Here is a 23,802-nt window from a genome sequence, read left to right as displayed (position 1 = left end):
GCGCAGGTTTTAGCTCTCTTGTGTCTTGGAGACCCATACTTCAACACGGCGGTTGATCGCACGGCCACGCTCGGTCACGTTACAAGCCGATGGTGCAATCTCACCATAGCCAAGGGTTTTCATTGTGACGTTGTTCAGGCGGTCATCAGCAACAGCGCGAACTTCTTCCAGCACGGCTTCTGCGCGCTGGATCGCAAGTTGGCGGTTGCCTTCAAAGGCACCAACGTCATCGGTAAAGCCGACAAATGTCAGTTCTGTGCCTTCAGGAGCATCCTCAAGATAATCGATCAAACGCTGCATGTCCAAACGACCGCGTTCATCGATACGGGATGAACCCGTGCGGAAGCGGAATGTTGTGGAAAGACGGTCGTAGTTGTCCATCTGCGCAAGCATGTCGCCCATGACTTCACCTTCAAAGCCAACATCATAGCGGGCAATTTCGGTGTTCAGTGCGGCACGGCGTGCATCGCCTTCCGCTTGGCTGCGGCGCAGGATGCCCAGGTCGATAAAGCCTGATTTACCGATAACGCTGTCGGCCTCGCTCGAGATTGCGAAATCGAGAAACTGTTGCGCTTTCGTATCAAGATTGTCTGCACGGTTATACAGATACATACGACGGCCAAGCTCGTATTCTTCGGTTTTCGCCGAGAACGCATCCGGCGTGTTTGCAATGCCGCATTCGTTGACCAGCGTCACCGGCTTGGCGCCACGCTGGAACGCATAGCCAAGATAGCCGATGGCATTCGTGTCGTGGAACAGAACGTTGGAAACGGTCTGGTCGTCAGGTGAAATCGCCTGTGGGCTGAAGTCAGGACGCTCTTCACCAAACAGGTATGACATGAAGTAGTCATGGCTGGCAGAGTCTTCGTCCTGTGCGATCACTGTGATGCGCTTGTTCGGACCACCAACCTGGGACCAGTTTGTGATCTGACCCGAGAAAATGCCCTGAAGCTGCGCCTGTGTCAGCGTCTCAACCGGGTTGGATGCGTGTGTCGCGATAACCATGCTGTCCACCGCGATGATGCGCTCTTGCTCGGGGCTTACCATGCTGCCAGCACCGTCTGCACGCAGTGCGCGCGCTTCGTCTTGTGTGATCCGGCGGGATGTCATGCCGATCATCGCGCTACGATCAAGCAGGGATTCAAACGCGTTGTTGTCATTGGTGGACGACACAAGGAATGTCCCGATCTCGTCACCAAAACCACCGTCATCAATCAGTGACGCCAGCGATTCACCAGCAGAGGGGTTGGTGATCTCGGCTTCTGCATCAAGGGATGCAGCAAAACCGGTCATCAGCAATGGCATCATACCAAGACCGACCGAGTCAGAGCCGACAATCGCGACGTCAGCGGTGATGTCTTCAAATGACGGACAGGCTGCGCCTTCACAAACCACGCTGCGCGCAGAAATGCGCAGGTCACCAAGCGATGTCCGGATAATGTATGTGTCGTTGGCAAATTCTACGAATTCACCAACCAGATCAATCGTGCCGTCTGTTGACTTCAGGCTGATCTGGTCTGCCGCACCTGCGACGGGGAACATAAGTCCCGATACCAAAGCGACAGCTGCCGCCGAGGTCTTAAGTTGGTTCTTGAGATCGTAAGCCAATGCTGATTCTCCTCTTTAAATCTCTTGCCCCGGCTCAGACCAAACAAAAAGCCAAAGCCACTGTGATGGATGGGCGCACCCTTCTCGTGTCCTTCATCTGATGTCGAAACAAACAGCTGATTTGGATCAATTTGTGTCCAAATCTTGTTTCTTTGTTAGTTTTTTTGAGCCTCTATCACCTGCACTTCGTTGTGTTTGCTGTGGTTGAGGTGCGTTTCAGGGGCAGGTGTGGTTGATCCTTGGAAGTGGCAAACGCCCTTGGTTTCGGCATCTCGTAAGGCTGGCGTTTTGGGGTGCAGGTTAAGACGATCCAAAAAATGGACCGCTTTAACAACGGTTTATACATGCCGCTGTGCAGGTGCCGTTCGCCCACGATGGTGGCGCAAGAGATGGGACAGATGCATTCGGGTAGGTGCTGCGTGTTACCGCTAACGTAGGGTCATCTGACCCTGAAACGTGTGTTGTTTGACTGCATCAACGCCCAGATTGGCGGTCTTTTTGCGCGTCCGCAGGACCAGACTTGTTCGTTTTTGCAAGGAATTGGGGTCGTGATGAGGCTCTGGACGCCTCAAAATCTCATTTTTTGGGCGGTTCAGGACAGGGCATGTCACAATTGCCAGCAGTTCAAAGCTGAATCTGCTGTCAGATTGTTGGCTCCGCCATGCGTTGTGGCCATGCAACCACGCTATGAAGTCCTGGGTGTTTTACCGATGACCGCATCAATTTCGCGCAAAGTGCGTTCGCTTGCGCCGATATGCTGGGCAAGGAAAGCGTCAATCTGTCCGGTTTGATGCACAAGCGGTGCATTCAGCGCATCCAGGAGTGCGTCCTGATCGGTTACGCTCATCGCAACCCCCGCCGCTGCGGCTTCGGTAAAGGGGAATTCGATCGGCCAGACCCAAGGACCTGTCAGGACCGGCTTTTTCAGCAACAGCGGCTCGATAATATTATGCGCCCCGCGCGGTGTGAAGCCGCCACCAACGATCACGCGGTCAGCGAGAGACAGGTAAAAGAACATCTCTCCCAGACTATCGCCAAGCAAAACGTCGTGATCGCCAATCGTGGTGAGCGGCTTGAGTGTTTCATCAAGCACATCGCTACGCTTGCACACCGACAGTCCTGCGTTCTGCAATTTGGCCGCGACCGCATCAAACCTTTCGGGCGCGCGTGGCACATAGATGAAAAACGGTGCCGCTTTGCCTGTGGCGCGGTAGGTTGCAATGCGCTGTGACAGCACCGCGACATAAAGATCCTCTTCGCGTTCAACCCCGCTGGCAATCGTGACAATCTCGCGCTCTGGCGCAAGGGCAGGGCGCAACTCTTGCGCTGCGGCTATCAGCGCCGGCGGGACCGGCTGATCAAAACGCAATTCGCCCGTGACCTTCACATTCTTCAGGCCCACCAAGGCAAACCGCTCTGCCTGACCTTGGGACTTTACAAAAGCACCGGCAAAGGCGGCGATACACCATCGCCGGAACCGCAGCCATTTGCGGTCACGCGCGAAGGGGCCGGGGGCATATTGTGCGTTACACATATAAAGCGGCACACCGGCGGCACGGGAGGCATAGATCATGGCGGGCCAGACCTCGACCTCAAGGGGCAAGCCGATCTGTGGCTGACACGCGCCAAAGAAACGCCGGTAACACCACAGCATGTCGAAAGGGGCCCAAACAACGGCCAGCTGCCCCGAGGCGATCTCGGCTGCGAACTGGCGGGTCGAGTCGCGGCGGCCTGCGGGGGTAAAGTGCGTCAGGACCACTTTGTCCCCGCGTGCAAGGATGCGCCGGATCAGCGCGATGGCCGAGCGCGTCTCACCGATGCTGACGGCGTGCAACCAGATGGCCTGTTGCGGCAAAGGGGTACTGTAGAACCCGAAGCGCTCGGCCAGGTGCGCGGTGTAATCAGGATCCCGCCGCCCCCTGCGCCACAGATAAAGCAGGACAAGCGGCAAAAGCAGGGCCCACAGCAGACGATAGAAGACCATAAAAAGCGTGAGTTTCATCTATTCCAGGGCTTCCCATGTCACGCCAAATACGAGGTTAACCTTGGGAATAAGCTGATCAACGCGCCGCCAGCAACCCAAAATCGCGCGGGTGCTGCACGGTTTTCATCACATCAGGCTTTTTCGGGAAAGAGCCATGTCACTGTCGGCACTACCGCTTTCAGGACAATCGGAATAAGTACAAACCCGGCCGCCAGCCCGATGATCCCGTCAAGGCCTGCAGTCACAAACCACCGCAGGAAGCCTTGTGCTGTACCGGCACCATCAGCCACTACCTGTGCGGCATGTTTGATCATGTCATAGGGCACAGCCCAGCCAAGATCGCGGATCCCGTGCACCAGGATGCTGCCCCCCACCCAGAGCATCGCGACAGTACCGATGGTTGCGATCACGATCATGGTCGCAGGCATTGATTTCACGATCCCGCGTCCAACCGCCCGCGTCAGGGAAAGCCGACCCCGCGCACTTAGCAACATCCCGAAGTCATCTGCTTTGACCAGCAGCGCCACCGCGCCATAGACAAGTGCCGTGATACCAATCGCGACCGCTGCCAGTGCGGCCGCCTGAATCCAAAAGCTATCAGTGTCGATCTGCGAAAGTGAAATCGTCATGATTTCGGCAGAGAGGATAAAGTCTGTCTTGATGGCCCCTTTAACGCGCTGCTCTTCCAGATGCGCCGCATCAAGCGTCTTTGCCTGCTGGGGGCCGTGCTCTTTGTGCGGCGCGAAGAGGTGCCAGACTTTCTCGGCCCCTTCAAAACATAAATACGCACCGCCGAGCATCAAGAGCGGGGTCAGGAGCCACGGTGCAAAGGCCTGCAACAGAAGTGCTGCCGGAAGCAGGATGACGAGCTTGTTGAAGAAAGACGCACGCGCGATTTTCCAAACGATCGGCAATTCGCGGGCCGCAGGAAGGCCGGTAACATATTTTGGTGTCACGGCGGCATCATCAATGACAACACCTGCGGCTTTTACACCGGCTTTGCTGGCTTGTGCTGCGATGTCGTCAAGTTGCGCGGCAGCGAGTTTGGCAATCGCTGCGACATCGTCAAGTAGGGCCAGTAGTCCGCTCATGAAAAATCGCCTTGGTTCTGCAAATTACTTGATGGCGGCGTACAACACCGGCCGGAGCATTCATGATGTCTCAGCGGCAGCTAGAGTTCAAGCCAAGTCAGCTTCAGGTCTTATGCAGCTGCCGGATATCGCGACGGATCGCGCGATAGACCTTTCGGCCCCATTCAGAATAGATCTTTGGCCCAGGGTGAAAGCCGTCAGGGCTCATTTTTGTCACGTCGGGTTCAAAATCCATTTCGACAAACCGGCATCCGGACCGGTCAGCGACAAGCGCGCGCAGCGCCTGATCAAAGCGTGTGGCTTGTGCGCCCAAGACCCAGCGCAGCGGTTGTGGCAGCAAAGGAAAATACCGGATCGGCGGAATCCCCGACACGCAGATCACATCGGCCTCAAACCTGTCTTCGATCAGATCGAGCAGAGTTGAAACACTTCGTAGCCATTTGGCAAGAGGCACGCGTGAGGTAATGTCATTCACGCCCAGTGATACCGACACCACATCAAATTTCTCAGGCGCATGCTGCTGTAGCCGCGCGATCGTTTCGGCCGTTGTCGCGCCTGTCTTGGCATCGACCGACCAATAGACCGTGTTGGTCTGGGACAGCCGTTTGCGCATATGACCCAAAAGGGCCTCTTCCTGATGCGATGTCCCGACGCCGACCGCAGAACTGTCACCGATGATCAAAAGACGCAGGTCAGGTCCCTGTCCGCTCACACCATGGCGCCGTCCGGACGGATCATCCAGATGCAGGGCCGACCGGCGCACCAGGGCGCCTTGGACAACAAGGACAGGAAACAAAAGAGTACGCGCAGCAAGGTCCAACATCTCAGCCTCCAAACGAGAGGTTCCGCGTCAAATGTGCGATGGAGATGCCCCTTGTGCAGCTTATCCTCCATCAATGCGCCTGTGACGCGAAAGCAAAATTGTTATCACTATTTCTCTAATTAGGTCATATCCGGCATTTTCAAAGGGCTGCGGTGTATACGCAGTGATGCCCAGCGACAAAATTAGGGCCGTTGGCCGCGCAGCGATTGATCATTGTCAAATCCGGGTGCGTGCACCGTGATTATGCCAAAGGCCGCGAAGGCGCGCGTTTGTCCGGCGCGCGGGCCTGCACGGGACATTGCAGATTTCGTGCGGCAGTCCCTCTGAGCGAGAAGGCTGCGCAAACGGCTTGGTTTTGGTCTGCTAGCTGTGGATTGCATTTCCTGACGGCTTGGTGAATTACACCATCATCTCGCTTTCATTTCGCAATCACTGCATGGACATGCGTCACAAGGCCAAGACCGCACCAGTTTGAGGGCCTTACCACAGGCCCTATGGCGCTCCTTCTCGCCTGTCCATCACAATGTAAAAGGACACGATCATGGCCACGAACAAGATGAACATTGCGGTTATTCCCGGTGACGGGATCGGCAAGGAAGTAGTCCCTGAAGGTATCCGTGTCCTGAACGCAGCGGCCGTGAAATACGGTCTCGATTTCAACTTTGATACATTCGATTTCGCATCCTGCGACTACTACCAGAAGCATGGCCAGATGATGCCGGATGACTGGAAAGATCAGATTGGCGGCCATGACGCGATTTTCTTCGGTGCTGTGGGCTGGCCGGATACGGTGCCGGATCACGTCTCGCTCTGGGGGTCGCTTTTGCAGTTCCGCCGTGAGTTCGACCAATACGTGAGCCTGCGGCCTGCCAAGCTTATGCCGGGCGTCACGTCTCCTTTGGCGGGGCGCGGACCGGGTGATATCGACATGATGATCGTGCGGGAAAACACCGAAGGCGAATATTCATCCATCGGCGGGCGCATGTACCCCGGCACCGACCGCGAGATCGTGATGCAGGAAACCGTCATGTCACGCGTGGGTGTGGACCGGATTTTGCGCTATGCTTTCGATCTTGCGCGCAAGCGTGGTGGCAAGCTGACCTCTGCGACCAAATCGAACGGAATTTCGATCACGATGCCCTATTGGGACGAACGTGTTCTGGAGATGCAGAAATCCTATCCCGATGTCACGGTTGATAAGTACCACATTGATATTCTCGCGGCGATGTTTGTGCTGCATCCCGACCGCTTTGATGTGGTCGTAGGGTCGAACCTGTTCGGTGATATTCTGTCCGATCTGGGGCCGGCCTGCACCGGTACCATCGGCATTGCGCCATCGGGCAACATCAACCCCGAGCACAAGTTCCCATCCTTGTTTGAGCCTGTGCATGGCTCTGCCCCCGATATCGCGGGCAAGGGCATCGCGAACCCGATCGGTCAGATCTGGTCAGGTGCGATGATGCTGGAACATCTGGGGCATCCGGAGGCTGCACAGGGCATCATGGCAGCCATTGAAACCGTTCTGACAGATCCGGCTTTGCGCACCGGTGACCTCGGCGGTACAGCAGATACAGTGACATGTGGCAAGGCCATCGCGGCGGCTGTCTGATACGCGCCTAATGCACAAAGCCCTGTGCCGCAGGGCTTTGTGCGGCTGGCTCAGTGGCCCAGCTTGGCGGCGTAAATGCCGAACGCACCGACCAGAACCAGACTGAGCGCCCAGACCACATCCAGATTGAACCATGTCCGCGACAGGAACTTCAGGCCAAGCCAGACATAGATCACCACGGCGATCAGCCCGCCCGCGAGCGTCATGGACAATGTGTGAACGGCCGCAACAGCAAAGGCCGTCATAATGTTGTCGCCCATCAGGCTTTGCGCGGCCAAGTGCCCTGTTTCTTCCTGACCGACCGCACAAATGCCCAGATAGATCGGCACAAGCATCAGCCCCGCACCATGTGCCATCGCAGCAAGGAATGACCAAAGCGCAAGCCGCGCGGGATGCACCCGCGCCAGAATCTTCGGATGTCTGCGATTGATCAGCAGGTAACACCCCATTGCGATCACCAGCAGACCGGCGCCAATGCGAATTTCGACTTCCCACTGGATCAAGGCGATCATCACGGAAAAAGGCAGCAAAATGCCGATCATCGCCAGAAAATGACCCAAGGCAAGCATCGCCAGCGCCTTTGGCATGGCCTTGTGCCGGCGCTCCATCAGGGCGGCAGAGACCGCCAGTGGCCAACCCATTCCGGGATTGATCCCGTGGTATAGACCAGAAACAATGACGGCCCCCCAAAGGGCCGCCACCGATGTCATTTCACCCAGCACTTAGACGGAAGGATAGCAGAAACTATCTGTCGAGCAGTCTCCGCCCTCAAGCCGTATCTGGTGCGCGCGCAGGCCCTTGGGGAAATCGATGTAGAAATCCTTGTTCAACTTCAGACCACCGTTTTCGCCCACGTCGGCCATAACCATCTGCCCGCCTTCATCGTCCGGATAGAACTGATCGTCCCATGTCGAATAAAGCGAGTTTGTCCAATAGACGCGTTTGCCGTCCCGGCTGATCTCGACCATCTGCGGACCGTAAGCAAAGCCTTTGCCGTTGGGGTGCTTGTGACCCTTGGCGATCCCGCCCAGTTCGACCTTGCCCGCCAAGACGGGGTTCATGGGGTCCGAGACGTCATATTGGTGCATCTCGCCCATGCCCCAACAGGCAACATAGAGATACTTGTCATCAAGGCTCAGGTCGATGTCGGTCACCAGCGGCGGTACGGCACCAAAGCCCTGCAAAAGGGGCGGCAGGTTGGCCGGATCTTCGGGGCGAGGGTCAATCGTGATCGTCTTCTTGGCCTGCCAGATGCCATCCTCGTCGCGCCACCACGTAAAGATGGCGCCTTGAAGGTTGGTGGTATCAACGACAACGCCGCAAAAGCCATAAGATTTGGTCGGGTCATGCGCCGGCCGGATTTCCAGAGCCATCTGGTAGTTTTCACCAAAGTCGATTGTCTGGATATTTTTGCGCGCCCGCAGGTCCCAGAAGTGGATCGAGTGGCCGTATTTGTTGGATAAAAGATCCTCGGGTACGATGCCGTTCTCGAACTGTGGCGGCAGGCCCCATTCCGAACTGACCATATAGTCCTGCGGCAGGTTCCACCAAAAATCATAGTGCTTGTCCTGCTTGCCGCGATCCATCTCGTATTGGCCGATGATGTCAAAGGTTTCGCAGTCCATGATAAAGATGCCCGGCGGTCCGTCGGTGCCGTCTTTGCCTGCGCCGCCAAGGCAGGACACATAGATGCCTTCCGGTCCGCAATGGATTGTATGGGGGCGCGAATAGCCGGTCTTGGCAAAAAGTTCTTCAGGCTCAATCGTCTTGTGGATATGGGCCTTGAGGGGATCTTTGACATCGATCACATAAATCCGCGAAGAGCGGATACCCGGGACGATGAGGTACCGGCGCTCGAGAAACGCGTGTCCTGACAGTGGCGAGAGCGAGGACGAACAGGCGTTCCAGCCAAAGTGGTGAAACTCGTCGCCCTTGTTGGGAACAATCACCTGATGGACAATCTGGCCATAGGTATCCGAACCCGGTTTAAGGTCGATGACGGCGATACCGTCAGACTGCGATCCATCAGGGCTGAGCATGACGGTAAAAGCATAATTCTCGATCGGCGCTTCCATCGCCAGTTTGGGTGACGCGTGGAATGTCGGGTCAGGTCTCAGATTCATGTCGTTCCTCCCAGTTTGAAATGAATGTCTTCGTATTCCTCTTTCGGTTGTAAAGCGTGGCGGCGCGCAGAGCGACTGCAACTCTCCAGACGCTAACACCAGAGTTGCCTTAACGCCGAGTCATATTGTTGGTGCGGTCGGGGGCGCAAAATGCCGCAATCCGTCGATTGTTGGGTTTGGTCCGGAAATTCCGAGCGCACGAGACCTGCACATCTTGACCTCAATTCCGCGGTGCAATAGATGCCTAACTGTGCGCGGGCGTTGTGTAATGGTAAGACCCTTGCCTTCCAAGCAAGAGACGCGGGTTCGATTCCCGCCGCCCGCTCCAATCACTTTCTGACAACCAAAATATCGCAGATGCGCAGGGTTGCCTTGTGAAACAGTTGGTTCAGTTTTATGTCATCCCCAGAACCTGAGGACAGTGCATGGCTGAGACCCAAAAATCCACCGCCGAAGATCGGCCCGTCGGCAAACGTGTCAGCGCGCTGAAAGCCCTTTGGCCTTTCATGAGAACCTACCGCTACAACATGATCGCGGCAGGCTTTGCGCTTGTTTTTACAGCCATGGTCGCGCTGAGCTTGCCAATGGCAGCGGGGCAGGTTGTTGATACCTTCGGGCTGGCCAGCGGCGAGATCAGCCAGCACTTCGTGACAATGCTGATTATCGCTGTACTGCTCTCATTCGGAACGGCGCTGCGCTATTACTTAGTCACGCGGCTAGGTGAACGGGTTGTCGCAGATATTCGCAAGGCCGTATTCAACCGCATGATCAGCATGAGCCCTGCGTTTTACGAAAAAATCATGACGGGTGAGGTGCTTAGCCGCATAACCACAGATACCACATTGATCCTTTCGGTCATCGGCAGCTCGGTTTCGATCGCATTGCGCAACATCCTGATCTTCATCGGTGGCGTAATCCTGATGTTGCTGACCTCGGTCAAGATGAGTGTGATGGTCCTTTGGCCTATCCCGGTGGTCCTGTTCCCGATCCTCTTTCTCGGTCGCCGTGTCCGCAGCCTGTCCAAGGAAAATCAGGACCTGATTGCTGAATCCAGTGGCGATGCGTCCGAACAGCTCTTGTCAGCGCAAACCGTGCAGGCCTTTACACACGAAGAACTCAGCCGCGCCAAATTCGACGAAGTCACCGAGCAAAGCTATCGCTCTGCCCGCCGCCGGATCATGACGCGTGCGGCGCTGACGGCCATTGTGATCTTCATGGTCTTCGCCGCGATCGTGTTGTTTTTGCAAATGGGTTCACAAGACGTGGTCGCCGGCGAAATCACCGAAGGCGGGTTGGTGCAGTTCATGATCTACACCATCATGGTCGGCGGCGCTGTCGCGGCCCTGTCCGAGGTTTGGGGTGAATTGCAACGCGCCGCTGGTGCTACGGAACGTCTGGTCGAGCTTCTGACCGCCGAAGATACCGTGCAGGATCCTGCAGAGCCCAAGACATTGCCCCAGCCCGTCAAAGGCACGCTGCAATTCGAGAACGTGCAGTTCCACTATCCGTCCCGGCCGCAGGTTTCTGCCCTTGATGGCATCAACCTTGAGATTAAGGCCGGTGAGACCGTTGCACTCGTTGGTCCGTCCGGGGCGGGCAAAAGCACCATCATCCAGATGGTGCAGCGCTTCTACGACCCGCAATCCGGTGCGGTCAAAATCGACGGCATGGATCTGCGAGAGCTTCTGCGCTCGGAGTTCCGCCAGCACATCGCGCTTGTCCCGCAAGATCCTGTGATCTTTGCCGATACGGCGCGCGAAAATATCCGCTTCGGCCGGCCCACTGCCACCGACGCCGAGGTTGAAGAGGCCGCAAAAGCTGCCGCCGCCTATGATTTTCTCAAAGCGTTGCCTGATGGTTTTGAAAGCTATGTCGGCGAACGCGGTGTAATGCTCTCGGGTGGGCAGAAACAGCGGATTGCGATTGCGCGCGCCATTCTGCGCGATGCACCGATCCTGCTCTTGGACGAGGCCACGAGCGCGCTGGATGCTGAAAGCGAATATGCGGTGCAGCGCGCGGTCGAAGAACTGGCGCGGACCCGCACGACACTGATTGTCGCGCACAGGCTGGCCACCGTCAAAAAGGCCGACCGCATCATCGTTCTGGAAGACGGCAAAATCGCGGCCCAAGGTACACATGACGCGCTTGTCGCCCAAGGCGGGCTCTACGCGCGGTTGGCGCGGCTGCAGTTCACAGAAGGTGTCGCGGCGGAATAGCTGCGTTTTTCGTAGCGTCAGACTTGTGATTGTTTATGTTTTTCACCACCCTGTTCCTTCAGGGAGGCAGCGTCACGCTGCAAAAAAAGAAAACAGGGAGGAGACGACATGGCTTTTGCAACTGTCGCGGACCGGGACGCTATCGAAAACGAAAAGCCGTGGGAGGCCCGCGATAAGGCCACAACCACCTTTGAACTGCTTTGCCGGACGGCCGCCAAACATGGGGCACGAAAAGCTGTCACCTTCAGCCTGTTCTCTGAGCCCGATGCGAAATGCGAAACGCTTGACTGGAACACCCTGCGCGACAAGACGGCACAAGCCGCCAACATGTTCCGCAGTCTGGGTGTCGGCGAAGATGATGTCGTGGCCTACCTGATGCCCAATGCGACCGAAACGGTCCTGACATATCTGGGCGGGCAGGTGGCGGGGATCGTGAACCCGATCAACCCGCTGCTTGACGCGGAACAAATAGCCGCCATCCTGCGGGAAACCAAGGCCAAGGTGCTTGTCACCCTCAAGGCATTTCCAAAAACCGATGTCGCCCAAAAGGCCGCCGAGGCCGTGCGCCTGGCCCCCAATGTCACCCATGTGCTGGAAGTTGATCTGCACCGCTATCTGACAGGATTTAAGCGCCTGATCGTGCCGCTGATCCGCCCCAAGAACCCCGTTGCCCACAAGGCCAAGGTGCTTGATTTCAACGCCGAGATGAACAAACTGCCCAAGACGCTGAATTTTGAGGATAGCAAGACCGACAGGGTCGCCGCCTATTTCCACACCGGCGGTACCACGGGCATGCCCAAGGTCGTGCAGCACAGGTACTCTGGTATCATCTACAATGCGTGGCTGGGCGATCGTTTGCTCTTTACCGAAGAAGACGTGCAAATCTGTCCGCTCCCGTTGTTTCATGTCTTTGCAACGATCGTGTCATTGGGCGCGTCGCTGGGGTCGGGGGCGCAGATCGTGTTCCCCACGCCGCAAGGATATCGTGGCGAGGGCGTGTTCGATAACTTCTGGAAGCTGATCGAAAAGCACAAAGTGACCTTCATGATCACCGTGCCCACGGCCATGTCGGCACTGATGCAGCGCAAGGTCGATGCGGATATTTCCACATTGCGGCTGGCCTTCTGCGGCTCGGCGCCACTGCCGCTCGAGCTTTATCGCCGCTTTGAAGAGGCCGCAGGTGTCACGATCTGTGAAGGCTACGGGTTGACCGAAGCGACATGCCTTGTCTCGATCAATCCGCCCGCTGGTGAAAAGCGCGTCGGCTCCATTGGTTTGCCTTTCCCCTACACAGACATCAAGATCGTCAATCCCGCCGATGGCGAAATCCGCGACGTGGATGAAATCGGCGAAATCTGCGTTTCCAACCCCGGAGTCTTTGGCGGCCAGACTTATACCGAGGCCGACAAGAACAAGAACCTTTTCTATCCTGGTGAGGAATCTGACCAGCAATATTTACGGACGGGTGATCTGGGGCGGTTCGACAGTGACGGCTACCTCTGGATCACGGGGCGCGCCAAGGACCTGATCATCCGCGGCGGTCATAACATCGACCCTGCAGAGATCGAAGAAGCCTTGGCCGGGCATGAGGCTGTGGCCTTTGCCGGTGCCATTGGTCAGCCAGATCAACACGCAGGTGAGGTCCCTTGCGTTTATGTCGAACTTGTCGATGGGGCAGAGGTGACGGAAGAAGACCTGATGGCCTATGCCAAGGAACATGTACACGAACGCGCGGCGCATCCCAAGTATCTGGGAATATTGGATGAATTGCCAAAAACGGCGGTTGGAAAAATCTTTAAGCCAGACCTGCGCAGATTGGCGATCACCCGCGTCTTCAACGCCGCTCTCAAGGATGTTGGTGCGGAGGTACGTGACGTGAGCGAAGATAAAAAGCGCGGTTTGGTTGCCCATATCGTCAAGACAGGTGATGCATCTGATGCAGAAATCGGCACGGCGTTGAACGCCTACACTATACCTTGGGAGCTGGTGGACTAAGTATTGCGCTAAGTTCACGAAAGATAAGGACAACTGTGATGACGAAACTAGCGTTTTTGGGTCTCGGGGTCATGGGGTACCCCATGGCAGGTCACCTTCAGGCGGCGGGGCATGATGTGACGGTCTATAACCGCACAACGGCCAAGGCAAAAAAATGGGTGGCGCAGCACGGTGGCGCGCTGGGCGAAACGCCGCGTGCAGCAGCGGAAGGGGCCGCGTTGGTTATGGCCTGCGTGGGGAATGATGATGACCTGCGGTCAGTGTGTTTGGGCGAAGACGGGGCCTTTGCGGCCATGCCGGCAGGATCCATCTTTGTCGATCACACGACAGTTTCTGCGGCAGTCACACGGGAATTGCATGATGTGGCTGCCGAAAAAGGCATTGCTTTTGTCGATGCACCTGTATCCGGCGGGCAGGCGGGTGCCGAAAATGGTGCGCTTTCGGTCATGTGTGGCGGCGCCGAAGACAGCTATGCCCGCGCCGAGGCTGTGATTGCTGCCTATGCCAAGCTCTGCCGGCGGATCGGTGACAGCGGTGCCGGACAAATGACAAAGATGTGCAACCAGATTGCGATTGCGGGTCTGGTGCAGGGTTTATCCGAGGCGCTTCATTTTGCGCAAAAGGCAGGCCTTAATGGTGAGGCGGTTGTCGAGGTGATCAGCCAAGGTGCTGCTGGCAGTTGGCAGATGTCGAACCGCTATCAGACAATGCTGGCCGATAAATGGGACCACGGGTTTGCGGTGGATTGGATGCGCAAGGATCTGGGTATCTGCCTTGATGCCGCCGATGAAAACGGAGCGAGCTTGCCTGTGACAGCACTGGTCGATCAATTCTATAAAGACGTGCAAAAACTTGGCGGCGGGCGTTGGGACACGTCATCCCTGCTGAAGCGTCTTCAGGAGATCGATGAAAAATCCGGCTCATACTAGAAAAGCGTGATGTCCGGCGCAGGTGCCGCCACCGGCTTTTCAGGAATGATCTCGGGCGCGACACCTGCAATCTGCAACTGGCGTGCGGCACCGGTCGTCGGTGTAAACTGCACGCGGCGCGCCTGATCACCGCCAAGGCTCTTGGACAGGCAGGGAATACCCTCTTGCATCAGGAAATCAGACGCGAAACGTGCATTGGATTGACCAATGTCGCGGGAATGATCCGTCATGCGCGCGCCGCCAAAGAGTTTCGCTGTGAGTTTGTGGCGTTCTGCACCGGCACGAAGCAGTTCGTTGATCAAGAGTTCCATCGCATTGACGCCGTAGCGGAGATCGTTTCCGCGCGCAGCACCTGTTCCAGCCAGTAAAAAGTGATTCATACCACCCACACCGGCCTGTGCATCATACAGGCAAACCGCGACGCAGGATCCCAGGACTGTAGACATGACAACGGCCGAATCTCTGGAAACGGCATAGTCGCCCTGAATGATTGTGATCATTTTCTGTGTAGAAGTCATGCGCGCATCTTTCCTGCTGATGCCTTCAAAAGCGCAGGCCCGATTTTGCCGAGGGGGAGTTGCAGGCACACGCCACCCATTTCCATGGCCACGCGCGGCATGCCGTAGACGACACTGGTATGCTGATCTTGTCCTATCGTATGCGCGCCGGCCCTGCGCAATTCGGTCAGACCGGCTGCGCCATCTTTACCCATCCCCGTGAGAAGTGCGGCTGTGACTTGTGGAGCCAGTGGCAAGGCCGACATGAAGAGCGCATCAATCGAAGGCCGATGCCCCGATATCAAATCGTGAGACTTTAGATGAATGGACGGTCTCCTGCGTTGGGCAAGCGTGAGATGGAATCTATCGTCAGGTGCGAGGTAGATATGTCCTGGTTCTATGTCTAACCCGTCTTCGGCAGGTGTCACCGTGGCACGGCACGCGCTATTCAGTAGGCGGATCAGACTTTTGGCAAAGCTGCCGCCGGTATGCTGTACAATCAAAACTGGCGGGCAGTTTTCTCCAAAGTGTTGTGCGATTGTGATCAATGCGTCGATCCCGCCAGTGGACGCGCCGATGAGGATAAACTTGTTTGGATCATAGTTGCTGACAGCACTTTCCTTTTTCGGATCAGCGCGTGCAACGGGGGTTGCCTGGCCCGCGGCCTTCACGATCTTGCCAAGGTGCTGTTCCAAATCTGCTTCAGGGATTTTTGCGAGGGAGTCAGGAAGCGCATAGACTTCGGCGCGCGTGTTTGCCTCAGTCAAGACCACGCAAGTGATTTTGAGAATGCCAAATAAAGACAAGAGAAGCTCGCATTCCGGAAGACTGGCAAGTGTTTCCGAGATAAAGACGCAGTCCGGTTCATGATGTTCTGACAAATTGTAGGCTTCGGTCAGGGAAGTTGCTGTCAGAAACTGTGCTTGTGGATGCGCCGCAGCTATCGCACGCCGGACACGTCCCATGGAAAGCTGAGATTGATGTGCGATCAGAAATTTCATTTGTGGTCCGGAAGTGGTGAGTGGCCGTTTTTCGTTAGATAAAGTTAGGCTGGCACGTGTTTACTGCGCGCCCTTGAATGATCGGTGCTATGGGTGTCATGCATCCGATAGGATGCTGCAAATTCAACGTCGACCGATCCCAAAAGAGCGTGTTTCATGAGATTGCGGCGGTTCTAGAACAATTCCACCTCCTGTTTTTCCATGTGATTTTCGACTGCGTTCAAGTCATTCGCATTGGTACTGATGACTTGGCGCAAAATCTCGAGTTTCATAGGGGTGATCACATCACTCTCGCTTATTGCGAAGGCAGGCGGGACAGCATTCCCCAACCTTTCAAGCAGACCCGCCAGGTCATCGGTGGCCTGTTTCATGAAATCGAGTGCCTGCAACGCATTGGCGTGCGTCACATGTTCGCCGAGTGAGGTGGGCACCCCCCAAATCGTGTGTTCCAGATCAAGAATTTTTTCGCTCAACTGCGTCAGACAGGTCCCTGTTTGCTGCAAGACCTGACTCAGTGAGACCTCTGTATTCCGGCTACTACGCGGCAACACGTTCATAAGCGACCTACCACGCTCTCGATGCACTGTTTCATCGTCGCTGTGGTAAACGGTTTTTTAATGATGTTGTTCAAGCCAAGCGCTTTGCCCTTGCTGACCAGGTCAGGTGTCGGGTTGCCTGTTACCAGAATAAAGCCGATCCGCGCGGTTGATCTATTTTGACGCAGCGCCTGTAACAGTTGCAGCCCGTCCATGCCGGGCATGTTGTAATCAGACAGCACAAGGTGCACCGGATCTGCAATCAGTTTTTGGAGGGCCGCGCGCCCGTCATTCTCGGCCTGGTTTTTCCAGATGCCCATCTCTTCGATCGCTTGTACCAAAAGGCCGCGACTGACGCCCATGTCGTCAACGATCATTACCCGCAAGGAGTCTTTCAGGCTCAATTTTTGTCTCCTTTATCCGTTATTTTGGAAGGGGCCGACGCCCCAGTCAGTTTTTGGTAGGTCGTGATGCCGACGCTTTTGAATGCTGACTGTGCCGGGCCGCTCAACCGTTCTGAATGGCCGATCATAAGATGCCCCCCTTCAACCATCACTTCGGCAAAACGCCCCCAAAGGCGCGCTTGCGTGGCTTTATCGAAATAAATGGCCGCGTTGCGACAAAGGATGACATCAAACTTGCCCCTCATCGGCCAGTCGGCAATCAGATTGAGTTCGCCAAAGGAGATGAGGTTTTGTAACGTCGGATCAATGCTGAATTCGCCGGATTGCGATCTCTTGGAACCGGTCAGCAGGTCGCGCCAAAAGGGCGGTAATGTCGCGATCTGCTCGGTAGGATAGACGGCGCGTTTTGCCGTTTGAATCACTTGTGGGTCGATATCTGTGGCAAGGATCTTGACGTCATATTGTGAGACTTTCGGTGCGGCGGCAATGAGCGCCGCCGCAATCGAATACGCCTCTTGCCCGGATGAACAGGCCGAAGACCAAATCCGCACTGGATTGCCTGCCTGCGCCTTTTCAATCAACTGCGGCATCAGCACGTCTTTCAGAAAGTCAAAATGGTGTATCTCACGGAAAAAATGAGTCACGTTCGTTGTGAGTGCTGACAGAAGATGTGGACGCTCCGCATCGCCCTCAGTCTTGTTGAGTAGACTGCAGTAGTCTTCAAAACTGGCAAGTTTGAGAGCGCGCAAGCGCTTTGCGAGGCGCGAGTGAACAAGCGCCTTTTTGGATGGCTGCAAGAAGAGTCCGTAGCGCGCGTTCGCGAGATTCGAGATCATCTGAAAATCATGATCCGAAAACGTGAAATCGTTTGGTGTTTCCCCAGATGAGGACGGGATACGCTGCATCATGCGGCCGTCGCAAGCTTTGAGGGCAAGAGTGCCTCAAGACTAAGAATTTTTATCATGTCATCGCCCGTTGGGATGATCCCGTTGATTGCGCGGGTAGATTCATCTTCTTCGGTGCGTGGCGTTTCGCGCACCATGTCGGAGCTGATCCCCAAGATTTCAGAAACAGATTCAACCAATAGGCCCACAGTGCGTTCTTCAACTGAGATGATGATGATGACATGACGCTCTGTCGGCTCGATTGCGCGAAAGCCGAGTTTGGCCGCAAGGTCTAGAATAGGAATGACGGCACCGCGCAAGTTGATAACACCGAGGACATAGGGTGGTGAATGCGGCAACAGGGTAACCGGTGTCCAACGCCGGATTTCGCGAATTTGCGTGATTTCGATGCAGAAGCTTTGTCCGCCTGCAACCAGTGTCACAAATTCAATCTGTTTTGCGGCTTTGGGATCTTCATGTTGCTGCATGTGCGACCTCTCTTTGGGCTTGGATTTGCAACTTCAATTCGGTGGTAGGTGCTGCGGCAATGGCGTCGGGATCGATGATCAGGGCGATCTTGCCATCGCCCAATATCGTGGCCCCTGAAATCCCCGCAATTTCTCCGTAGCTGCCTTGCATGCTTTTCACGACAACCTGTCGCTGGTCGAAAATATCATCCACGGCCAAGGCACATTGCGTCACAGATTCCGTTTGTATGAGCAAAAGCACCCGATCCGTCATAGTGTCTGATGACGAGCGCACCCCAAGCCGTTCTGCCAAATCAATAATTGGGACATAGTCGCCCCGAATGCGGAGCAACTGGCTATGCAGGCCAATCCGCGAAAGATCAGCTTTGGTGGGACGGATGGTTTCGAGGATGCTGGAAATTGGCACGACCATTGTCTGACCGCCGACATTAATGATCATCCCGTCCATGACTGCCAGTGTGAGCGGCAGGGTGATCGAAAACGTGGTTCCTTGGCCCGTGATGCTGCTGATCGTAATGCGGCCGCCCAATGCGGTGATCGCCGTTTTGACCACATCCATGCCCACACCGCGACCCGACAGATTGGTGACCTCTGCAGCCGTGGAAAACCCTGGCGCAAACAGCAGGTGATCAATTTCCTGTTCGGTGAGTTGGAGGTCTGCAGATATGAGCCCCTTGCTGATTGCAATCTCTTTGATGCGCTTGCGATTAAGACCTGCCCCGTCATCAATAATCTCGATCACGATACTGCCTGATCGCTGGCTGGCTGTCAGACGCAACGTGCCGGTCGCGGGTTTTCCAGCACTTACGCGATCGTGCGGCTTTTCAATGCCGTGATCAATGGCGTTGCGGATCATATGGGTCAGAGGATCAGCCAGCCGTTCGACAACGATCTTGTCGACCTCGGTTCCGTCGCCTTCCGTCACGAGGTTGACGTCTTTGCCTGTGGCATCGGCCGCCTCGCGCGCGATACGCAACATCCGTTGAAACAGCGGTTTCACAGGCTGTGCGCGGATCGCCATCACACCTTCCTGGATTTCGCGGGCCAAAAGTTTGTAGTCGTCCAGATCACCGTGCAGTTCGGCACTATTGGGCAGGCCCGCTTCGTCGATCCGCTGAGAAATAACGGACTGGTTGATAATCAGCTCACCAACCGCGTTGATCAACCGGTCCACCCGTTCGGGATCGACGCGCAACGTGCTTGCAGGTCGCTTGGCAGGCTTATCAGTCTTTGCAGGGGCGTCCTCCATTACGGCAGGCTGTACGACACGCTCTACGACTGGTTCTTGTGCTGTTTCATATGGAGGTCCTGCGGTTTCCGTCGATAATGCGACGTCGGGCGCAGGGTCGTCGGCCAAGGGGGCCGCTTCGTCGCCAAAGTCCTCGGCAATACGCAGATCACAGAGGTCGTCAACAAACTGGAAGACCTCTCTGATCGCCAAATCATTTTGTTGATCCGCCACATCCACCTGCCAGGTCAGATAGCCTTCGTCCCACTGGAAATCGGCAAAATCGTGAGGAACGTCGCCGGTCAGGGTGCGCACCGTGCAGGGCCCCAAGTCTTGCAGGGCTGCAATCACCAGAGCCGGATCGTTGCCTGTGGCGTAAAACTCCCGGCTCGGCCTGAATTGGACCTGATAGGTGGCTGTAGTCGGGGCATTGTCAAAGGCCAAAGTGAGGGCTTCGAACACGAATTCCTCTTCGACAAGGCCTTCGGCACCCAAAAAGGATTGCAGTTCTGCGACAACCGGATCCACCTGATCGGCATCGGCCGGAAGCCCGTCACGGGCGGCATCCACCAGATCCGCTAGAATGTCACCGGCCCGCTGCAGCACCCGCAAGAGTGTGTCATCTGTTGCGAGCTTGCCAGCGCGAACGTCGTCCAGAACTGTTTCGAAGATGTGTGCAAAACTCACGAGATCCTCGAGCGAGAAGGCACCAGCCGCACCTTTGATCGAGTGGACGGAGCGGAACACGGCATTCACGGTTTCACTGTCCGCCTTGCCCTCGCGCATGTCTTCCAGGCCGTCCGAGAGGGCGACCAGAAGGTCCTCACATTCTTCAAAAAAGGCGTCAAGAATTGCACTGTCTGTCATGGTTCAGGCCCCTGTCAGCCGCTTGATGACCGATACCAGAGCGTCGTCATCGAAAGGCTTAACAATCCAGCCTGTCGCCCCGGCCTTGCGTGCGCGTTCCTTGAGTGCGGCCCCGCTTTCTGTTGTCAGAACAAGGACTGGAACCGCGCGGTTCACGGCCCCTTGGCGGATATCCTCAATCACGCCAAAGCCATCTTTGTTCGGCATATTCACATCTGTAATCACCAGATCGGCGTTGGCGCTTTGGAACTTTTCGACACCGTCCACCCCGTCCACTGCGGTGGTCACGGCAAAGCCCGCTTTTTCCAGTGTTGCGGTCAGCAAGGCACGGATCGTGCGCGAATCGTCAATGGCAAGGATGTGCGCGCTCATGCTGTCACCTGATCTGGGAAAAGAAGATCGTTCAGGCCGAGCATCGTGACGCTTTGTGCGAACCCATCCGAGGGGCTGCCAAAAGTAACGTCAAGCGACTGGCCGCGCCACACGCCCGCCGCCATCACCAGAATTTGCGCCGATAGACCGCTTAGCCTTTCGACTGCTGAACAATCAAATGCGATGTGTTTGCCTTGGGCACCGGCCAGAAACCCGTGCAACGTCTCACAATCATCAACCTTCATGATCTTGGGAAGTTCAAAACTTGCCGTGTCGTCAGTCATTCTGGGACTACTCCTTTTCATAGTGCCAAAGTCGCTGTTGTTGCCCAGAATGCGTATGACGGTCGCTGGCTTAATTTCACGTAAATGCGGAACAACATTTTTCAGGGTCTCTATGCAATTCGGGCAAATGCCTCGACATTGCCCTGCGTCCTTGGCTAGTTTGCCCTGACTATTGCGGATCAGTTACCGAAGGGTTGAAAGAACCACATGCGCCATAAACCCTACGGGATCGCCCTTACTATCATCTTGTCATCCCTATTTGTGACCAACGCCGCTGCAGAGGGCATCGGGGGACTGTCACAGGCAATAGATACGCCCCGCGCGGCCAGTGGCATCGCCGATGATTTCGCTATTCTTTTTGATTTCCGCGAAGACTACCGCGCGCTGTCTCTTGGGCTTCAGCCGAGCGATTGGTTTGAGATCGGGATCAGCTTTCCGACCTATGATGATGACACAGGCAGTTCGAGCGGCAACGAGCTGAGCTTTGGTGTGCGGCTGTTGAAAGAGGGCACCTACACGCCCGGTCTGACTGTCGGGATCGTGGGTTTCGGCAGCGATGATCGCGGGTCGGGTGAATATGTGCTGGCCAGCAAGACCTTTGGTGCGTTTGCGGCCTCAGTCGGCATGGGGTGGGGGCGCTACGCGCTGGCTGTGCCGGAAAATCGTGGCACAGATGACGGAACCATCCGGACGGATCACCTGTTTGAAGGCGACGCCGCGCCTTTCGCGAATATCGTCTGGGACACTGGCGTCGCGGGCCTTGTGGCTGCTGCGGAATACAGCGATATCGCCGGTGCAGAGGCCGATGAAACATTCGCTGCTAGCCTGTCCTATGAGGTTCTGGACGGGCTGACCGTCACCGGTTTGGTCAACAACCAAGGCAACGCGGGCCTGCGATTGCAGTTCGCAGCAAATCCCGCACAGTCACTGGCGCAGGAAAACATGGGGCGGGGTCCGCATCCTTACGTGCCGAACACGCCCGTGCGCGCCAGCCGGCCCCAACCGACCGCCGCGCAGGTCTTGGCGCTCTTGAACGAGCGCGCCGAGAAAGAAGATATCCGTATCAGCCGCTTTGCAATGGAGGACGACACGATTGATGTGACGGCCTCATCCGCCAAGGATGTTGTCTTTGCGCGTACGGCGGGCCGGGTTGCGCGTATTCTTTCGGCAGTCGCGCCTGCCAGCGTCACGACATTCCGTGTGACACAGAACACAGGGGCCTTTGACAGCAATGTCGTGGTACTGGATCGGGCGGGGCTTGATCGTGCGGTTGGTGCGCCCAATGCCGCAGAATTGGCGTGGGACGCCACGTCCTTTGAGGCGAGCCCGCGCAGTCGGCCCGAGGGGCTGATCGCGGACAGTTTTGAGCCGCGCTTCACTTACGGGCTGTCGCCGTCGTTCAAAGCGGATTTCATCACGTCGGACACGCTGGAACTGACGGGCACACTCAATGCCAATGCCCGCTATAGTTTTTCACCGCAGACCTTCGCCGCGGCATCCGTTGGCTACCGCTTCCTGAACCAATGGACACAGGAAGACCCGCCCGCCGAACCACAACCGCGGTCTGACTTTACGTCCTACGCGCCGGATATCGCGTTCCTGCAGTCGCTGTCGGTTCGGCACCGTTTCCGGATCGCGCCAGAGCTATACAGCCGCGTATCTGCCGGTCTGTTTGAACGTGCCTATGGCGGTGTCAGCGGCGAAGTGATCTGGCGCGATCCGGAACAGAACTTTGCCTTGGGGCTTGAGGCAACCTACGTGCAGAAACGCGCCTACGAAGGCTGGTTTGGGTTTGAAGACGCGGATGCCTCGACGCTGATTGGCAGCATTTATGCCAATGTCGGCACAAACGGCAATTTCGTCATCCTCGACGCGGGCCAGCATCTGGCGGATGATTTTGCGGTGGGCATGACCATCGGTCGCAATTACCGCAACGGCTGGCGGATTGCCGCATCGACGACATGGAGCGAAGAGGAAACAGCACCGCTGAAATTCGGTGCTGAAATCTCCATTCCCTTGTCCTGGACGTCGGTTGAGGGCGGTGTCGGGGGGACCAATCTGTTTGTGGGTGGCCAATCGGGTGACTTCGGGTCGCGCGTGTCCGGCACCGGATTGCTTTATGATGAACTGCGTGCGTCGGATAAACGACGTATCGAAGACGGCTTTGGGGAGTTCTGGAATTGATCAAAGGTGTTGTTTGCGCAGGTTTGATTGCTTCGCTCTCGGGCTGTATCGGAACCTTGGGGCAGATGCGTGATGCAATCCTGAACCCCAACCCTGAGGTCGAAATGCGGGTGCCAGGTGTCAATCGCGCCGCCATCGAAGCGGCCGATCTTGCGGCTGTGCTGGTGTTAAGTCCGACAATCGGGCTGGGGGCGGTAGGGGTGGCGATCCAGATGCGCGACGGACGGATTATCTATAACGCGAACGATAACCGTGGCATCACGCTTGAGGGCGGGTTGGTCTATGCCACCCTTGGGTTTGGCACCAACTTGCAGGCGGTGACGACACAGAGTGATGATCCGCTTGTGCGAGAGACGCGCGCGGGGGCATGGCCTGCCGAGGTGACACGCACCTATTATATCGCAAAGCGTGGGACGGAATTTGCACAGATCACAGCGACCTGTCGCAATCAGGTGGGGCGTACCCTCGCCATCGAGGTGGCAGAGGCCACGCGGCAGGTGGTGGAAGTTGTCGAGATCTGCACGACGCAGGCCGGAGAGAATTTCAACAACGTCCATTATCTTGATGCCGGGACGGGCCGCATCTGGCGCACGAGCCAGTGGACAGGCCCCGTGCAAACCAACATTCAGGTCGACGTGATCGAGCAATTCGACCCGGACGCATGATAGATCCGCCGGTT

At 56.4% G+C, this 23,802-nt stretch carries 21 protein-coding genes and 1 tRNA gene; 7 read left to right on the top strand and 15 right to left on the bottom strand.

The features are described 5' to 3' along the window. Positions 1–9 precede the first annotated feature (9 nt). From B0B09_RS07130 to B0B09_RS07110, 4 genes are all read right to left on the bottom strand, one after another. Positions 10–1,608: a phosphate ABC transporter substrate-binding/OmpA family protein gene (locus tag B0B09_RS07130; protein ID WP_055296487.1), complete on the bottom strand. Its 1,599-nt coding sequence runs from the start codon at positions 1,606–1,608 to the stop codon at positions 10–12. A 685-nt stretch (positions 1,609–2,293) separates the two neighbouring features. Next, entirely contained in the window at positions 2,294–3,610 is a 1,317-nt protein-coding gene (locus B0B09_RS07120; protein ID WP_076658995.1) for a 3-deoxy-D-manno-octulosonic acid transferase, read from the bottom strand. A gap of 113 nt (positions 3,611–3,723) precedes the next feature. Continuing rightward, positions 3,724–4,683: a DUF808 domain-containing protein gene (locus tag B0B09_RS07115; RefSeq protein ID WP_076658994.1), complete on the bottom strand. Its 960-nt coding sequence runs from the start codon at positions 4,681–4,683 to the stop codon at positions 3,724–3,726. Positions 4,684–4,786: 103 nt separating this feature from the next. Continuing rightward, on the bottom strand, positions 4,787–5,506 hold the full coding sequence (locus B0B09_RS07110) for an SGNH/GDSL hydrolase family protein (protein WP_076658993.1): 720 nt from the start codon (positions 5,504–5,506) through the stop codon (positions 4,787–4,789). 541 nt (positions 5,507–6,047) lie between these two features. Here B0B09_RS07110 and B0B09_RS07105 point away from each other — a divergent pair. Beyond that, a complete protein-coding gene (locus B0B09_RS07105) occupies positions 6,048–7,115 on the top strand; it encodes a tartrate dehydrogenase (protein WP_076658992.1) in 1,068 nt (355 codons plus the stop codon). A 50-nt stretch (positions 7,116–7,165) separates the two neighbouring features. On the opposite strand, the gene B0B09_RS07100 is transcribed toward B0B09_RS07105, so the two are convergent. Both B0B09_RS07100 and B0B09_RS07095 read right to left on the bottom strand, forming a co-directional pair. After that, on the bottom strand, positions 7,166–7,825 hold the full coding sequence (locus B0B09_RS07100) for a hypothetical protein (protein ID WP_207552136.1): 660 nt from the start codon (positions 7,823–7,825) through the stop codon (positions 7,166–7,168). A gap of 12 nt (positions 7,826–7,837) precedes the next feature. After that, positions 7,838–9,238: a selenium-binding protein SBP56-related protein gene (locus tag B0B09_RS07095; protein ID WP_076658990.1), complete on the bottom strand. Its 1,401-nt coding sequence runs from the start codon at positions 9,236–9,238 to the stop codon at positions 7,838–7,840. A gap of 254 nt (positions 9,239–9,492) precedes the next feature. Here B0B09_RS07095 and B0B09_RS07090 point away from each other — a divergent pair. The 4 genes from B0B09_RS07090 to B0B09_RS07075 all read left to right on the top strand — a co-directional run bounded on the left by B0B09_RS07090 (position 9,493) and on the right by B0B09_RS07075 (position 14,378). Then, positions 9,493–9,566 (top strand) — tRNA-Gly (locus B0B09_RS07090). A gap of 97 nt (positions 9,567–9,663) precedes the next feature. Next, positions 9,664–11,454, top strand: a complete 1,791-nt coding sequence (locus B0B09_RS07085; protein WP_076658989.1) for an ABC transporter transmembrane domain-containing protein — start codon at positions 9,664–9,666, stop codon at positions 11,452–11,454. A gap of 108 nt (positions 11,455–11,562) precedes the next feature. Further along, a complete protein-coding gene (locus B0B09_RS07080; RefSeq protein ID WP_076658988.1) occupies positions 11,563–13,449 on the top strand; it encodes an acyl-CoA synthetase in 1,887 nt (628 codons plus the stop codon). A 38-nt stretch (positions 13,450–13,487) separates the two neighbouring features. Continuing rightward, positions 13,488–14,378: an NAD(P)-dependent oxidoreductase gene (locus tag B0B09_RS07075; protein WP_076658987.1), complete on the top strand. Its 891-nt coding sequence runs from the start codon at positions 13,488–13,490 to the stop codon at positions 14,376–14,378. Here the strand turns inward: B0B09_RS07075 and B0B09_RS07070 are convergent. The 9 genes from B0B09_RS07070 to B0B09_RS07030 form a co-directional block, all read right to left on the bottom strand. Beyond that, positions 14,375–14,758 carry a chemotaxis protein CheD gene (locus B0B09_RS07070; protein WP_242654358.1) on the bottom strand — a complete coding sequence of 128 codons (384 nt, stop codon included), beginning with the start codon at positions 14,756–14,758 and terminating at the stop codon, positions 14,375–14,377. The two genes, B0B09_RS07075 and B0B09_RS07070, sit on opposite strands and share 4 nt — an antisense overlap. A 134-nt stretch (positions 14,759–14,892) precedes the next feature. Continuing rightward, a complete protein-coding gene (locus tag B0B09_RS07065; RefSeq protein ID WP_076658985.1) occupies positions 14,893–15,876 on the bottom strand; it encodes a CheB methylesterase domain-containing protein in 984 nt (327 codons plus the stop codon). A 173-nt stretch (positions 15,877–16,049) separates the two neighbouring features. After that, positions 16,050–16,433 (bottom strand): DUF8776 family protein, encoded by a 384-nt coding sequence (locus B0B09_RS07060; protein ID WP_076658984.1) that lies wholly within the window; start codon positions 16,431–16,433, stop codon positions 16,050–16,052. Further along, entirely contained in the window at positions 16,430–16,816 is a 387-nt protein-coding gene (locus B0B09_RS07055) for a response regulator (RefSeq protein WP_055296511.1), read from the bottom strand. Before B0B09_RS07055 ends, B0B09_RS07060 begins: the two co-directional genes overlap by 4 nt. Then, a complete protein-coding gene (locus B0B09_RS07050; RefSeq protein ID WP_207552135.1) occupies positions 16,813–17,724 on the bottom strand; it encodes a CheR family methyltransferase in 912 nt (303 codons plus the stop codon). The genes B0B09_RS07055 and B0B09_RS07050 overlap by 4 nt, the downstream gene beginning before the upstream one ends. Next, positions 17,721–18,188 carry a chemotaxis protein CheW gene (locus B0B09_RS07045; protein ID WP_055296513.1) on the bottom strand — a complete coding sequence of 156 codons (468 nt, stop codon included), beginning with the start codon at positions 18,186–18,188 and terminating at the stop codon, positions 17,721–17,723. The genes B0B09_RS07050 and B0B09_RS07045 overlap by 4 nt, the downstream gene beginning before the upstream one ends. After that, positions 18,175–20,283 (bottom strand): chemotaxis protein CheA, encoded by a 2,109-nt coding sequence (locus B0B09_RS07040; protein ID WP_076658983.1) that lies wholly within the window; start codon positions 20,281–20,283, stop codon positions 18,175–18,177. Before B0B09_RS07040 ends, B0B09_RS07045 begins: the two co-directional genes overlap by 14 nt. A gap of 3 nt (positions 20,284–20,286) precedes the next feature. Continuing rightward, positions 20,287–20,655, bottom strand: a complete 369-nt coding sequence (locus B0B09_RS07035) for a response regulator (protein WP_055296517.1) — start codon at positions 20,653–20,655, stop codon at positions 20,287–20,289. Beyond that, positions 20,652–20,939 carry an STAS domain-containing protein gene (locus B0B09_RS07030; RefSeq protein WP_076658982.1) on the bottom strand — a complete coding sequence of 96 codons (288 nt, stop codon included), beginning with the start codon at positions 20,937–20,939 and terminating at the stop codon, positions 20,652–20,654. Before B0B09_RS07030 ends, B0B09_RS07035 begins: the two co-directional genes overlap by 4 nt. Positions 20,940–21,146: 207 nt before the next feature. Between B0B09_RS07030 and B0B09_RS07025 the strand changes: the two genes are divergently transcribed. Then, a complete protein-coding gene (locus tag B0B09_RS07025) occupies positions 21,147–23,123 on the top strand; it encodes a YjbH domain-containing protein (RefSeq protein WP_076658981.1) in 1,977 nt (658 codons plus the stop codon). Beyond that, on the top strand, positions 23,120–23,788 hold the full coding sequence (locus tag B0B09_RS07020; protein WP_076658980.1) for a YjbF family lipoprotein: 669 nt from the start codon (positions 23,120–23,122) through the stop codon (positions 23,786–23,788). Before B0B09_RS07025 ends, B0B09_RS07020 begins: the two co-directional genes overlap by 4 nt. The last annotated feature ends 14 nt before the right edge of the window (positions 23,789–23,802 follow it).

The organism is Yoonia rosea (assembly GCF_900156505.1).
Classification (GTDB): domain Bacteria; phylum Pseudomonadota; class Alphaproteobacteria; order Rhodobacterales; family Rhodobacteraceae; genus Yoonia; species Yoonia rosea.
The sequence above is the reverse complement of the archived record's forward strand: the minus strand, read 5'-3'. Positions and strand labels throughout refer to the sequence as shown.

Excerpts from the sequence above, each read along its gene's own strand:
- B0B09_RS07035 (WP_055296517.1), bottom strand. The coding sequence starts at position 20,655 with ATGAGCGCGCACATCCTTGCCATTGACGATTCGCGCACGATCCGTGCC.
- B0B09_RS07070 (WP_242654358.1), bottom strand. The coding sequence starts at position 14,758 with ATGAATCACTTTTTACTGGCTGGAACAGGTGCTGCGCGCGGAAACGAT.
- B0B09_RS07105 (WP_076658992.1), top strand. The coding sequence starts at position 6,048 with ATGGCCACGAACAAGATGAACATTGCGGTTATTCCCGGTGACGGGATC.
- B0B09_RS07085 (WP_076658989.1), top strand. The coding sequence starts at position 9,664 with ATGGCTGAGACCCAAAAATCCACCGCCGAAGATCGGCCCGTCGGCAAA.
- B0B09_RS07025 (WP_076658981.1), top strand. The coding sequence starts at position 21,147 with ATGCGCCATAAACCCTACGGGATCGCCCTTACTATCATCTTGTCATCC.
- B0B09_RS07050 (WP_207552135.1), bottom strand. The coding sequence starts at position 17,724 with ATGATGCAGCGTATCCCGTCCTCATCTGGGGAAACACCAAACGATTTC.
- B0B09_RS07065 (WP_076658985.1), bottom strand. The coding sequence starts at position 15,876 with ATGAAATTTCTGATCGCACATCAATCTCAGCTTTCCATGGGACGTGTC.
- B0B09_RS07115 (WP_076658994.1), bottom strand. The coding sequence starts at position 4,683 with ATGAGCGGACTACTGGCCCTACTTGACGATGTCGCAGCGATTGCCAAA.
- B0B09_RS07045 (WP_055296513.1), bottom strand. The coding sequence starts at position 18,188 with ATGCAGCAACATGAAGATCCCAAAGCCGCAAAACAGATTGAATTTGTG.
- B0B09_RS07040 (WP_076658983.1), bottom strand. The coding sequence starts at position 20,283 with ATGACAGACAGTGCAATTCTTGACGCCTTTTTTGAAGAATGTGAGGAC.
- B0B09_RS07080 (WP_076658988.1), top strand. The coding sequence starts at position 11,563 with ATGGCTTTTGCAACTGTCGCGGACCGGGACGCTATCGAAAACGAAAAG.
- B0B09_RS07030 (WP_076658982.1), bottom strand. The coding sequence starts at position 20,939 with ATGACTGACGACACGGCAAGTTTTGAACTTCCCAAGATCATGAAGGTT.
- B0B09_RS07060 (WP_076658984.1), bottom strand. The coding sequence starts at position 16,433 with ATGAACGTGTTGCCGCGTAGTAGCCGGAATACAGAGGTCTCACTGAGT.
- B0B09_RS07100 (WP_207552136.1), bottom strand. The coding sequence starts at position 7,825 with ATGACATCGGTGGCGGCCCTTTGGGGGGCCGTCATTGTTTCTGGTCTA.
- B0B09_RS07110 (WP_076658993.1), bottom strand. The coding sequence starts at position 5,506 with ATGTTGGACCTTGCTGCGCGTACTCTTTTGTTTCCTGTCCTTGTTGTC.
- B0B09_RS07075 (WP_076658987.1), top strand. The coding sequence starts at position 13,488 with ATGACGAAACTAGCGTTTTTGGGTCTCGGGGTCATGGGGTACCCCATG.
- B0B09_RS07095 (WP_076658990.1), bottom strand. The coding sequence starts at position 9,238 with ATGAATCTGAGACCTGACCCGACATTCCACGCGTCACCCAAACTGGCG.
- B0B09_RS07120 (WP_076658995.1), bottom strand. The coding sequence starts at position 3,610 with ATGAAACTCACGCTTTTTATGGTCTTCTATCGTCTGCTGTGGGCCCTG.